At 45.2% G+C, this 12,740-nt stretch carries 10 protein-coding genes; 7 read left to right on the top strand and 3 right to left on the bottom strand.

Annotated features, from left to right (window positions below; all coding sequences use genetic code 11):
- Positions 1 to 366: 366 nt before the first annotated feature.
- Together OP864_RS11460 and OP864_RS11455 are read right to left on the bottom strand one after the other, a co-directional pair.
- A complete protein-coding gene (locus OP864_RS11460) occupies positions 367 to 1,245 on the bottom strand; it encodes an ion transporter (protein WP_270098313.1) in 879 nt (292 codons plus the stop codon).
- 102 nt (positions 1,246 to 1,347) lie between these two features.
- Entirely contained in the window at positions 1,348 to 2,973 is a 1,626-nt protein-coding gene (locus OP864_RS11455; protein WP_349294456.1) for an acyl-CoA carboxylase subunit beta, read from the bottom strand.
- A gap of 410 nt (positions 2,974 to 3,383) precedes the next feature.
- Between OP864_RS11455 and OP864_RS11450 the strand changes: the two genes are divergently transcribed.
- The 7 genes from OP864_RS11450 to OP864_RS11420 all read left to right on the top strand — a co-directional run bounded on the left by OP864_RS11450 (position 3,384) and on the right by OP864_RS11420 (position 8,718).
- Positions 3,384 to 3,851: a hypothetical protein gene (locus tag OP864_RS11450; RefSeq protein ID WP_270098311.1), complete on the top strand. Its 468-nt coding sequence runs from the start codon at positions 3,384 to 3,386 to the stop codon at positions 3,849 to 3,851.
- Between the two features lie 397 nt (positions 3,852 to 4,248).
- On the top strand, positions 4,249 to 5,235 hold the full coding sequence (locus tag OP864_RS11445; protein WP_270098310.1) for a hypothetical protein: 987 nt from the start codon (positions 4,249 to 4,251) through the stop codon (positions 5,233 to 5,235).
- A complete protein-coding gene (locus OP864_RS11440) occupies positions 5,228 to 5,725 on the top strand; it encodes a hypothetical protein (protein WP_270098309.1) in 498 nt (165 codons plus the stop codon). The genes OP864_RS11445 and OP864_RS11440 overlap by 8 nt, the downstream gene beginning before the upstream one ends.
- Positions 5,726 to 5,751: 26 nt before the next feature.
- Entirely contained in the window at positions 5,752 to 6,315 is a 564-nt protein-coding gene (locus OP864_RS11435) for a hypothetical protein (protein ID WP_270098308.1), read from the top strand.
- Between the two features lie 385 nt (positions 6,316 to 6,700).
- Positions 6,701 to 7,321 (top strand): hypothetical protein, encoded by a 621-nt coding sequence (locus OP864_RS11430; RefSeq protein ID WP_270098307.1) that lies wholly within the window; start codon positions 6,701 to 6,703, stop codon positions 7,319 to 7,321.
- Positions 7,318 to 7,839 carry a hypothetical protein gene (locus OP864_RS11425; protein ID WP_270098306.1) on the top strand — a complete coding sequence of 174 codons (522 nt, stop codon included), beginning with the start codon at positions 7,318 to 7,320 and terminating at the stop codon, positions 7,837 to 7,839. Before OP864_RS11430 ends, OP864_RS11425 begins: the two co-directional genes overlap by 4 nt.
- A gap of 522 nt (positions 7,840 to 8,361) precedes the next feature.
- On the top strand, positions 8,362 to 8,718 hold the full coding sequence (locus tag OP864_RS11420) for a hypothetical protein (protein ID WP_270098305.1): 357 nt from the start codon (positions 8,362 to 8,364) through the stop codon (positions 8,716 to 8,718).
- Between the two features lie 278 nt (positions 8,719 to 8,996).
- Here the strand turns inward: OP864_RS11420 and OP864_RS11415 are convergent, their stop codons facing one another.
- Entirely contained in the window at positions 8,997 to 12,515 is a 3,519-nt protein-coding gene (locus OP864_RS11415; protein ID WP_270098303.1) for a protein O-mannosyl-transferase family, read from the bottom strand.
- Between the last annotated feature and the right edge of the window lie 225 nt (positions 12,516 to 12,740).

The raw sequence follows: 12,740 nt of genomic DNA, 5'->3' as shown, positions 1-12,740 counted from the left end.
GCCTTCTATTCGCTCCCCTTGCAGCTAGGCATAAAAAAAGGAAAGCTCCCTAAAGCTTTCCTGATATAGTTGGTTTTTGTGCCTTTGAATTGGGCCGTTTATTCGGTGTTTTTCTTTGGTCATTTAACTAACTCACCCTTATAAGACCTAAAGGGCAAAAAAGTTACAGCTTTTTAGAAGAAATGTGACAGATCTTTCTTTTTTCTGCCGCCTAAACGCAAAAAAGGAAGTGGCCCTGGCCTAGCGATGCGAAAGGGGGCGGCGCAGCCGCAGACCAAGGCCGTCAGGCCGCAGGGCCGAGCGAATAGCGAGCCCTGAAGCGTAGCGCCCGCCGCAGGCGGGAGGCCCCAAAAAACCAAAAAACACCTAATCCTTTTGCTCCTCATCGGTATCCTCTAGCTCTTCTGGCAAAACGCCCTTAGCCTCTAAAAGGGCGAGTAGACGGTCCATTTTACTGTGCATTTTTTTCAGTTCCTGCTCCACATCCTCAAATTGCTGCTCGGTTTCATCATGGTCACTGACCATGGCATCCACAAAGATCGAGTTGACGATAGAGAGGCCAAAAACGCCCCCCATAATGAGCATAAAAATAAAATAGGCCTTGGTAAAAAACTCGGCCACTGGCGAAAATTGGGCCTCCTCCACCAAAGCGTCGGTCACTCCGTTCCAGCCCTCTACCGTAAAGACTTGGAAGATGACATAATAGGCCTTGAGCGGATTGCCAAACATATTGGGCGCCGCTTCTTGGAAGAAAAAAGTGGAAATAATGGCCATGATAAAGACCAAAACAAAAAAGCCGACCAAGACCATAAAAGAAGCCTTTAGGGCCTCGCTAATCGAGCGGAAAATATGCTCCACCTGCGGAAAAAACTGGATAAATCGAAAGAACTTAAAGACCCGCAAGACCCGCAGCACCATCAAAAAGCTCACATTCACATAATCCGTTAGGTCCGGAATAATATGGACCAACAAGGAGGGCAAAGAGAGCAAAATCAGCGTAAGGTCAAAGCGGTTCCAATGCGAACGCAGATACTCCTGCAGGCCATAATGTCTAGCCTTAACAAGCAGCTCGGTCAGGAAAAGAACCGTGAGCAGATCGTCCAAATAGGTAAAAAGCTGCTCATAGCCCGTATCGGGAAACCCCTGAAAAAAGATAATCACCGCATTGAGGCTAATTAGGGCCAAAATGTTGCGGTCATTGAGAAATAGACGACTAAAAAAAGTGGTTTTTTTGGCGGTGCCCATATTGCTTTTTTCGATTGAAGGAGGTGTACTGTATGTAAAAAATTTGCTGACTCTCTTGTCGAGAGCCAGCAAATTTAATGATTTCCTATATTAAGCTAAGGATTATGTCTGAATAATGCCGGGGTTAAATTTAGCCACAGGCGCATTGTTCGCCGCCTCGATACCCATCGAGATCACACGACGAGTTTCTAGGGGATCAATGATAGCATCTACCCAAAGGCGAGAGGCGGCATAATAGGCCGAGCTCTGCTTTTCGTAGCGGGCCTCGATTTTCTCGAGCAACTCCTGCTCTTTCTCTTCGCTTAGCTCTTCGCCCTTAGCGGCCAATGAACTCTTCTCGATTTGGAGCAATACTTTGGCCGCTTGCGAGCCACCCATCACCGAAATCTTGGCATTGGGCCAAGCCACAATCAAACGAGGATCGTATGCCTTGCCACACATGGCGTAGTTCCCTGCCCCATTCGAGTTCCCCATCACGATAGAGAACTTGGGTACGGTAGAATTAGAAACGGCAGAAACCATTTTGGCCCCATCCTTAATAATTCCACCATGCTCCGAACGCTTACCCACCATGAAGCCCGTCACATCATGCAAAAAGACCAAGGGAATCTTCTTTTGGTTACAGTTCATGATAAACCGAGCCGCTTTATCGGCCCCATCAGAATAAATAACGCCACCAAACTGCACTTCTCCTTTGGCATTCTTTACCACTTGGCGGTTATTGGCGACAATACCCACGGCCCAACCATCTATACGGGCATAGGCGCAGATCATGGTTTTGCCATAACCCTCTTTATATTGCGTGAGTTTAGAGTCGTCAACTAGGCGCTCAATCAGCTCTAGGCTATCATAAGGGCGACTGCGATCGAAGGGGAAAATTCCGTAAATATCTTCTGGATCTTTGGCGGGAGAGGCTGGTTCAGCTCGGTTGAAACCCGCTTTATCAAAGGCCCCCTGCTTGTCAATCAGGTCCTTGATGGTATCCAGACAAACATGGTCATTGGGCACCTTATAATCGGTTACTCCAGAGATTTCGCATTGGGTAGTAGCCCCCCCCAAGGTCTCTTTATCCACCTGCTCGCCAATAGCGGCCTTGACCAAATAAGGACCCGCCAAGAAGATAGAGCCCGTGCCATCAACAATAAGGGCCTCATCCGACATGATGGGCAAATAGGCCCCACCAGCTACACAACTGCCCATGATGGCCGCAATTTGAGGCACGCCCATGCTCGACATCACGGCATTGTTACGGAAAATACGCCCAAAATGCTCCTTATCAGGGAAAATCTCGTCTTGCATGGGCAAATATACCCCCGCAGAATCTACCAAATAGATAATTGGTAGGCGGTTTTCCATGGCGATTTCTTGAAAACGAAGGTTTTTCTTGCCCGTAATCGGAAACCAAGCGCCTGCTTTTACGGTCGCATCATTGGCCACAATCACGCATTGGCGGCCTTTCACATATCCAATTCCACCAACAACTCCTCCCGCAGGGCAACCCCCATGTTCTTCATACATCTCAAAGCCAGCAAAAGCACCTAGCTCCAAAAACTCACTATCTTTATCAATCAGGTAACTGATGCGCTCTCTAGCGGTCAATTTCCCTTTGCTATGCAATTTGTCAATGCGTTTTTTTCCTCCCCCCTCATAAATGCGCTCCAGCAAATGGCGCATTCGCGAGACCTCTAACTTATTATCGTCCTCATTTTTATTAAAGGCTAAATCCAATTTGGTCATAGACTATCGTTTATTGGTTCGCAATTTCGTTCTTCTTTGGGGCAAATATATAAGAACTTGCTCAAAAATTATCGCCTTCCTGCTTGAAAGCTGCTTTTTATCTTCTGCTTCTGCCTAGAGCGCTTCTGTTTAGTTGTTTTTTTGGGGCCTCCTGCCTTCGGCAGGCGCTACGTTCCGCAGCTCGCTATTCGCTCGGCCCTGCGGCGCAAAGCGCCTTGGTCTGGCCTGACGGCCACTGCTGCACATCGCTAGGCCAATGCGAGCGAGGCCCTTTGGGCCTTCAAAGGCCTTCGGCCCAGCTATTTGCGCCTAGTTATTTTGGACCAAGGTCCTAACGCTTTAGTAAAAACGCTATATTAAACTACAGTCTTTTTATTCACTTACTTAATATCCTCATGAAAATGAAAAAATCTATTTTAAGCCTAGCCCTATTCGCCCTCCTATTTACCGCCTGTACCTCTGGCGGCGACAAGCCCGCTATCGAAGAAAATCCCCAAAGCAATAGCACAACAGCCCAGGAAACCACCCCCGAAGAAACCACCCCCGAAGCTAGCCCCGAAGCCAAGCAAACGGGCGAGTTTCAGTTTGTCACTTTCGAGCTCGTTAGTGATGCCGCTGTCTATTTCTTTAAAGATACCCAAGGCGAAACCCTTGAGTTTTTTGGCAATGAAGACCCCAACTATCAGTTTGCCCAAGAACTGCCCGAAGGCCAAGCCAATATGGATAACCAAGGCTGGGACGGCAACCCCGAGCTCAAAGGAAAATGGTTTAAGATTCAATACCAACAGAAAATGGCCGTAGTCGGCAACATTGATATGCCCAAAGAAATGGCCAATGTTATTGTAAGCGCCGAATTGATTGAGCGCTAGGTCTTAAGGCAGATTTCGCTTTGCGAAAGCTGCCTTCTTTTTGGAAAGCAATATTTTTACTTACTTAATAGCTTTTTTATATAAAAAAGCTATATTTATTCATTCTTAAACCATATCCATAAAGTAATATGTACGACGACAGACAGACAGACAGACAGACAGACAGACAGACAGACAGACAGACAGACAGACAGACCATGTCAATCAGTTAAATCCAGCCGAGAATATCCATGTTCTGGGACAGGATATAGCTAGAGAAGCTCTTTCTTTAGAAGAAAAAGAAGAAGGCTTTTTTTGGTTGACAGAGCCGTATTATTTTTCTCCAAACATTGCCACAGAAGGATTTGACGATGCCTATCTCCATCGCTTAGAAATGGGACCGACAGGCCTAAAAGAAATGAGCCTTTTAATTTCGGGCTTTTTCCAAGAGCATATGCCTTTTGATCCTATTCCCCAAATAGAACTAAAAGGACAATTAGATGGAAACTGGGAAGTTGATATCCCTCAATTTACTGACCTTTCCCAAGGCTTAGATAAGGAACAGCTCCACTTTAACTGGGAGGAAGGAAGTGATTTTGTAGAAGAGATGCAGCAAGCTTTGGCGGCTGGCGGGCAAAGGGAGCCAGAAGAAGAAGATTATATAGATAAAGGCAATGCCACAGAAGAACAGTTAAAACGAATTGAACAACTCCGTAAGGATAGCCCCCTGTTCAATGAGATCTACGAACGCTTAGCAGCCTCTGGCCGTATCTATACCTTAGAGTACCAAGCAGAAGTGCCTCCTTCTGTCGGAGGCCGTTTTACAGCCTATGGCTATTATAAAGAAGGAGAAGCAGGCGTTATATCTTTTGCTGAAGATTATACGGACCATACCATTTTTGAAGAGTTCTTCCATGCCTATCAAGACTTCTATTATGGGGGGTATATAGATGATTATGGACATCAAGGCGAGGGAGATGGAGATCGCTCTATTAGAGAGTGGGAGGCTGAAGCAAAGTTTGCGGTAGGTGTAATGGAATTGCAAAAATTAAGAGCTCAAAAAGATGAAGACAAAATTTCTATGGAAGAAATGTATACGGATGTATTTGATTGCCTTGAAACTTTTGCAACGTATAACTTTTCTTTTAATAAAGAAGGGAAAGCTTTTGCCTATTATTTAACCTACCACAGCAAAGTAGATGCTGCAGACTTTGCGCCAATCATAGATGAGGATATCTTGTTATTAAACAACAAAAACACTTTAGAGAAATATTTTGAATACTTGAAAAACCTCGAAAAACTATATGAATATGGAATGGTTTCCACAAACTCATACAAAGGAGAACAACGAAAATTAAAACCAGAAGCTTACAATAGCCTTTTAACTCCCTCTAGCAATGAATAACTACCTTTTAATTCTATTTTTTTCGCTCTCTTTTAGTTGGCTAGCTCAGGCGCAGCAGGATAGTACAAGGAGCTTGTTTATATATTATCCTCCTATGCCTGGATACAGAGGTACCTCTATTTATATTGATTTCAATCTAGAGGAAGAGGGGCTAAAATATAACTCAGAAGAACGCTGGGAACAGATAAAACAACAGCCACTTTTTTACGTATTCTTTATCAAAGAGAATAACTCCAATGATTCTATTTATCGAGTTTATAATATTATTCCGATCTGTGAGGAGGAAAGCAGTTGTAAAGACTGTAATAGTCTTGGCAACTCTTTAGCCAGAGTATTGGCCGATAAGAAGTTTTATTTTGAATTTCAATGGACTTCGGAAAAAGAGAAGAAAAACTATATCTATGAGTATGGAGATGATTTTTCAGACTTTATCTTTAAGCTTAAGCTGTCTGAGGAGCTGCCTTGGCCTTTCCGTCCAGAAAAGGAGTGATGCTAGTATGATATCAAACAAACAATATGTCCTCAACTAAAAAACCATTCAAAATCATTAACAAGCTCCTTGATTGGGTGTATAACATCGATTCTTTCCTTACAATAGCCGTTATAGTAATCGCTATTATAGCGGCTCTGCTTTTCTTTTTGTTGGGCCGTTGGGATTATCTAATCAGTAGGGAGGATTGTGAACAGTTGGTGATTAACAAAATTCATTTTAAGGGGACGCTCTTAGCTAAAAAGAAGGGACGACTAGGGCAGTTTAGTAGCTCTATTCATTTTATTGTGATCGACTCCTTTGGGACGCCTAAACAACTGATTTTACCTCCTGCTGGGGATACCCTAAAATTTTGGAGGAAGGCCCAAAAGGGAGACCTAATCATTAAGGAGGCTTGGAGCGATGAAATTATATTAGTTCAGGAGGGCCAAAGGGAGGCTTTTCCTTATCCGAATAGCCCCAACGCCTTTAAGTATAATCTCTATGAATATGGCTTTTTTGATTTGGCAGATACGGCTTATTATTTCTGCTTAGTTAATGATAAAGCCAAAAGTAGTCGGGATATGAAGCTGTATGATATTGATTATTAGAAGCTGAGGCCCGAAGGGCCGAAGGCCATGCAGGCTTTGTTGGCCCCCAAGGCCAACAAGGCCTGCCCCCAGGCGGAGGCGGCTTTGCGGTACCCCTTTGCCTGAAATGCAATATATTGAGGGCTAATTTTAGCTAAAGCACAAAGAAAAAAGTGGCCAGCCGCCTACCGCCGGCCGGGTCCAATCAGCCCAAAGGGCTGTCTAAACAAAATGCCATTTTTAAGGCGGCAAAGCCGCCGCAGGCCCATTTCGGTAGCTTAAAACCCACCGCAACAATGGTATCGCTTTGCGATGATATATCGATGAGGGTTGAAACCCTCATTAAATTTAGCCCCGCGGCCAGCTTGCTGGCCGCGGGCCCCAAAACCGCAGTAAAAGTTACCCTATGAAATTTCTATTTAGTGGACTCTTTTTGCTTTTGCTGCTGTCTTGTGCCGAAGAAAAGCAGACCAAGCAAGCAAGTCCAATTCGTTATTTACAAGTTTCTCCTGCAGACTGCCAGCCGCATCCTGTTTTAGGGCTAGCGGTTTTTATAGATAGTTTGCGGCTGCCGCTAGAGCAGCATAATTATCAGCAGGAGTTAGCGGCTTTTCAATTAGAAATTTTGGCCGAGAGCCTCCCTAATAAATGGTACTATATATCAACTGAGCAAACTGATTTTCCTCATTTTTACCTCTCTTATTTGGGGGAAATTGTCAGTGAAGAGCAAGATACCTTTAAATTTGTTCAGCGACTGGTTTCAGCATCTATGGAGTGTAGGGTGCATAGGAGTTATGCAGCGCTTTATTGTTATGCTGCAGATAATCGCTTATTGGGCTATTATCAGCTATCAAATTACACTGATTTATTGCCCAAGGGCATTTTGGGCCAATCCCTAATTTTTGAGCAAGATTGTGGGCACTACAGCCTCAGTTTTGCGAAAGGGATTCCTTCGCGAGGTATTTATGACAGCTGTTCACTTTCTGGTTTTTATCCTTTACATCCTGCTTCAAATCTGGCCCAATGAAATGGTTTTATCTAGTTTGTCTCTGTTTGGCTTTTTCAGCTTGTCAGCCTAAAAAGGAGCCACCCAAAGTCGTAACCGTTGAGTTGCCCGCTCATTTTTGCGAAAACAATGAGTTATTTGAGCTAGCCTTTAGTTTAGATACTGTTGCTTCAGGGCCTTGGGCAAAAGTTCTGGCTGAGGGCATCCCCAATAAGTGGTATCTTATTCCACAAACTGAGGATAGTAGTTTGTATTTACATTATTTGGGGAGCATTCAGGGGCAAGACAAGCTCCACTTTATACATAGCATAGCTAGCCAAAGTACTCAACTTGGAAGCAGCAGCCTTTCTGTTTTTAATAGCCAGCATCAGCTGATTGGCCGCTATCTACTTGGCCCTTACCCTAAGCATAGTTTTAGTTTGTTGGGAAACCAGCTTATTTTTTCGGCCCCTAGTTTGGGCATAAAAAGAAAGAGCATTTCTTTTCAGAAAGCTTGTCCTGACTACCTACCACTTGATCAACCTATTCCCTTAGAATAACCTTTTAATTCTATTTTTTTCGCCTATGTTTTGGGGCCTCCGCTGCGGCTTCGCCTTGCGGCGCTACGTTCCGCAGCTCGCAAGTCTGCTCGGCCCTGCGGCGCAAAGCGCCTTGGTCTGGCCTGACGGCCACTGCTGCACATCGCTAGGCCGATGCGAGCGAGGCCCTTTGGGCCTTCAAAGGCCTTCGGCTGAGCTATTTACGCCCAATTATTTTGTCCTGACGAACAACTCAACTTTAACTGGAAGGAAGTGATTTTGTAGAGGAGAGACAGCAAGCTTTGGCGGCTGGCAGGCAAAGAGAGAAAATAATACAGAAAAACAGGATGTTTCTGAACTAGATGCGCCAGAGAAAGGGGCTTAATGCAAGAAAGATATTGGCTTAAAAAGTGTTTATACTCAAATTACAGCAATACCTGTCCTAATACTTCAAAAAATAATTATTGAAAACGTCAGAAAAAGCAGCAGAAGCATCTATTAGGAATAATATAAATCATTATTCATATTTAATACCCTCATAAAATGATGCGATCTATTTTATATTGGGCCTTATTCGGCCTATTATTTACGGCCTGTAGCCCCAATGCCCCTAAAACAAGTAGTCCAGAGCTTCAAACTGCAACACTTCAGTTTATCGATTTCAGTAGTGGTGATGGCCCTAGCCTCAGTTATAACTTTAAAGATTCTAATGGTTTACCCGTATCTTTTCGCTGCAATGATGACCCTAAGATCTCTTTTTATAAAGGCAAATGGCTTAAAATTACGTATATTCCTAGAGAGGGAGTAGTGAGTTGTGATGGTAAAAGAGGGATAGAAGACTGTATTGTAAAAGCAGAGCTGATTGCAGATTCAATCAAAACGGACTTCCCTACCCCCTAGAGACTTTATGATATAGATTACTAGGCCTGCTTTCTGCCTTTAGCCACCAAAACGCAGAAGGTCCATTTGGCCCAGCGCTGCGCAGGGGTGGCCGAAGGCCAGACCAAGGGCGAAACGAAGTGAAGCCCGAAGGGCCGAACAGACCTGTGAGCCCCGCAGCATAGCGGCGGCCAGCTTGCTGGCCGCGGGCCCCAAAACCGCAGTAGAACAGTTCTTATAGGAGCATAAAAAAAGCCAGCCTCTAGCGAGACTGGCTTTTTGCATCTATGGCAGAAGCCCTAAGAATCTACAGAAATAGATTCGGGAGCTTCCTCTTTGTCTTGCTCAGGGGCAGGCTGAGGAGCTGGAGCCGGCGCAGCAGCAGCAGAAGCTTGCTCAAAGCCCAAAGGCGTAAAGAGTTCATTGTACGTATTGAGGAGCTCTTGGTTCCCAATTTGGCCAGCTAGACGCTTCACCAAATTACTTTGTGAGATGGCCAAAGAAAGCTCATCGCTAAAGACGGTGGCCATTTCTGGATTATCCGTATCCTTTAGCAAGGCCTCTTTCTGAGCCTCCAACTGTCCTACTTCATTGTTCAATTGTACCGCCTGCTGATAAAGCTGTTGCTTTTGCGGGCTATTTTCGGGTGCTTGGTTCATCATCTGCACCATTTGCTGCAACTGATTCCGTTTTGCATCAAACTGTTGCTGTAGGCTGCCAAACTTCTGGGCAAATTCGCCAAGGCTGTAAGGCGCCACAAACTGAGCATAATAGCCCATCTTGTCAGCTAGGGTAAGGCTGAGGTCCTTCAAATGAGGTACGGCCTTATCGCCAGCTTGAAGATTGGCGTACATCTCTAGGGCCTGCAAGCGGCTATAGCCCTCATCTAAGGGGAAGTTCATATGAGGAAAGCCTTCAAAGAGCTTATCCAAAACATTCAATGCTCTTTCCTTATCGCCAGCAGCGGCCAATTCTCTGGCCAGACGAACCATGGCAAACTGAGTAGTTTGGACACTAGGCGCATAGCTTTCATCTACAAACATCTCATGCTGATCAAAACCACCCCAGCTAAAGCGTTCAACTACATTGCGGTACATACTATCCAGCTCGATGCGGCCCATGCCCATAGCTCCCGCATAAGAGTTGGGGCTAGGCGTTTTAATGGGCACAATACGCAGCGCCATCCCTTCCATTTGCAGATAATCCTTAAAGCCACCCAATTTTTCGGGGCGAACAGTCACTGCAAAATAAATGGGACGAGTCCAGCCATTGGCCATATTGGTTCCTACAATATCCAAAAGCGCAATTTCATCCTTGAAAACTAGGCGCTTATTGATTTTGAAGCTAATCTGATCTGCAATTTGCTCATCCGTTACTGTAGAAGAAACAGCCTTATTGGCTCTCACCGCTTTTTTGTCTACCGGAATCACAATATTATCCGTAGGCAAATAGCTAGGCGCCTGACCCGAAGGATGATTTTCGCCCATAAAGCGAACGGCATCCACCAAATTCATGGGGCGGCCAGAAGCTTGAATAGGCAGGGCATTTCTGGCCGTTCCTCGATAAGCAGCCTCCGAAATGGTCATGGCAATAGCAGGCGACTCATTCATCGTTCTGCGCAATTGGTCAATGTACCAATCTACGGCCAAGAGGCTAAAGTTAACCACCCGCACATCGGTTCGAATGCCTTCTACTTCTTGAGCATACCAAAGCGGATAAGTATCATTATCGCCATAAGTGAAAATCACAGCATTGGGCGCACAAGACATGAGGAAGTTAGTCGCATAATCACGAGCTCCCGTATGCTTTGCTCTAGAGTGATCGTCCCAGTTCTCAAAGCCCATGATAATAGGGGCGGTAACAACTAGGGCAAGGGCAACAGCTGCGCCAGCCTGTCCTTGGCCCATAAAGCGTTTGAGCTCGCTATAAATAGCGGGAACGGCCAAGCCAATCCACATACAGAAAGTAAAGAAAGAACCAACGAGTACATAATCCCGCTCACGAGGCTCACTAGGAGGCTGATTCGAGAAGACGATAATCGCCAAACCGGTAACAAGGAAAAGAATACCCAAGGCTAGGGCATCTTGTGGACGTCTGCGGATGTGGAAGACCAAACCGATCAAACCAAAAATAAGGGGCAATAGATAATAAGTATTGCGGCCTTTATCTTGACTTCTCGATTCGGGTAAATTAGACTGCGGAATCAAGCGCATGCCATCTAGAGGACCAATACCAGAAACCCAGTTTCCTTTGGTGGGATCATTTTCATAGAACCCTTGCTTGGCATTTTGGCGGCCCGCAAAGTTCCACATAAAGTATCGGAAGTACATCCAACCAACCTGATAGCGGAAGAAGAAATCCAAGTTGTTCGTCATATCGGGCTTTTCGCCATCGGCCAGATGGAGCCAGCGACGATACTGCGCTTTGCGCGCCTCGTCCATATGGCCCAAACGAGGGAAAAACATCTGGTCCGATTTCTTGTATTTGTAGCCTCCTTTTTCGGCCACTACCTCATAGCGGAAACCATTGCCTTTTTCTACAGGACGGTAAATTTTATCTCCTGCTTCATAGCCAATATTTTCGGCGGCAAAGTGAGGACCAAAAGAAAGCGGACGCTCTCCATATTGCTCCCGGTTGATATAAGATAACAAGCTATAAGGATCAGAGGGCTTGTTCATGTTGATCGGCGTATTGGCCGCAGCGCGAATAACGATAGAAGAATAGGTAGAAAAACCCATCAAGGCTACTGCAAACATCATGACGCCCATCTGTAGATAGTAGTTCTTTTTGCTTTCAGCATAGTAAATTCCAGCAGCCACTAGGCCAATCAAAACCAAAACAAAAAAGATCATTCCGCTGCCTAAAGGAAGGCCAAAATTATTGACAAAAGTAAAGTCAAAACCAGCCGCAATTTCAGGAAGTTTCGGAATAAATATGGCCTGCATAAACATCAGAATCGCAAAGCCAATGGCAAAAGAAAGGCCCATATTCCGCCAGATCTTACGCTCAGCGGCTGGCGCCTGAATCGCAGAATAAATATAAATAGCAGGTACAGCTAAAGCAAAGATTACATGCAACCAAACGGGCAAAGTAGAAATAAACTGCACCCCAACCAGAATCGCAAAAGCCAAGACGTTGTACATCATGTTGCTGCTAAACTCTGTTTCTCGGACCTGACTCTTTTTGTAGTAAAACAAAAGCGCAATAAAGGGAATCACGAGCAAGCTCAATAAGTGCACCCCAATCGATAAGCCAATCATGTAGGCAATAAAGACCAACCAACGGTCCGAACGGGCATTGTCGGTAACGTACCAACGCAAAGCCGACCAGATCACCAAGCCCGTAAAGCCCGAAGACATGGCATATACCTCGCCCTCTACGGCAGAAAACCAAACAGAGGTGGCAAAAGTAGTAGACAAGGCGGCCACTACACCAGCACCCAAAATAGCGAGCTTATCTCCCATGCTACTCACCTGCGCCCGATGGCCCAGCAAACTGAGCTTGGCCAAAATGGTAGTGGACCAAAAAATGAATAAGACCAAAGCCGCAGTCGATAATCCCGACATCGCATTTAGGGCATAGGCAATATTGGCTTTATCCGCCGAAAAAGTATCGGCCACAAAAGCAAACATGCGCCCAATCATTAAAAATAAAGGAGCACCGGGTGGGTGAACCACCTCCAGTTTGTAGGCGGCAGAAATAAACTCACCGCAATCCCAAAGACTGCCCGTGGGCTCGGCCGTGAGTAGGTAAACTGTGGCAGCCACAGCAAACATGAGCCAACCCGTAAGGTTGTTCAAAAACTTAAAATTATTCATCTTTTTGGTTTGGCAAAATCAATGTTCTAGCAAAAATACTAGCGTTTTGCAGGTTTGAGGGATGCTAAATAAACTGTTTTATCCAGATAGACAGGCCCTAAGACCTATTTCATCAGTTGGCAAATTTAGTAAAACTATTAGGGCTTGCAAAAGCCCCCCCTTTTTTTTAAGTCCTATTTAAGGGCAAAGCAGCGATTAACTAGCCCCTTTAACCCAAAAGAGGCC

It is taken from the genome of Saprospira grandis (assembly GCF_027594745.1).
Lineage (GTDB): Bacteria > Bacteroidota > Bacteroidia > Chitinophagales > Saprospiraceae > Saprospira > Saprospira grandis.
The sequence above is the reverse complement of the archived record's forward strand: the minus strand, read 5'-3'. Positions and strand labels throughout refer to the sequence as shown.

Bases quoted from the DNA above. Each gene is read 5' to 3' on its own strand.
- OP864_RS11440 (WP_270098309.1), top strand. From the start codon at position 5,228: ATGAATAACTACCTTTTAATTCTATTTTTTTCGCTCTCTTTTAGTTGG.
- OP864_RS11430 (WP_270098307.1), top strand. From the start codon at position 6,701: ATGAAATTTCTATTTAGTGGACTCTTTTTGCTTTTGCTGCTGTCTTGT.
- OP864_RS11425 (WP_270098306.1), top strand. From the start codon at position 7,318: ATGAAATGGTTTTATCTAGTTTGTCTCTGTTTGGCTTTTTCAGCTTGT.
- OP864_RS11420 (WP_270098305.1), top strand. From the start codon at position 8,362: ATGATGCGATCTATTTTATATTGGGCCTTATTCGGCCTATTATTTACG.
- OP864_RS11445 (WP_270098310.1), top strand. From the start codon at position 4,249: ATGAGCCTTTTAATTTCGGGCTTTTTCCAAGAGCATATGCCTTTTGAT.
- OP864_RS11460 (WP_270098313.1), bottom strand. From the start codon at position 1,245: ATGGGCACCGCCAAAAAAACCACTTTTTTTAGTCGTCTATTTCTCAAT.
- OP864_RS11435 (WP_270098308.1), top strand. From the start codon at position 5,752: ATGTCCTCAACTAAAAAACCATTCAAAATCATTAACAAGCTCCTTGAT.
- OP864_RS11450 (WP_270098311.1), top strand. From the start codon at position 3,384: ATGAAAAAATCTATTTTAAGCCTAGCCCTATTCGCCCTCCTATTTACC.
- OP864_RS11415 (WP_270098303.1), bottom strand. From the start codon at position 12,515: ATGAATAATTTTAAGTTTTTGAACAACCTTACGGGTTGGCTCATGTTT.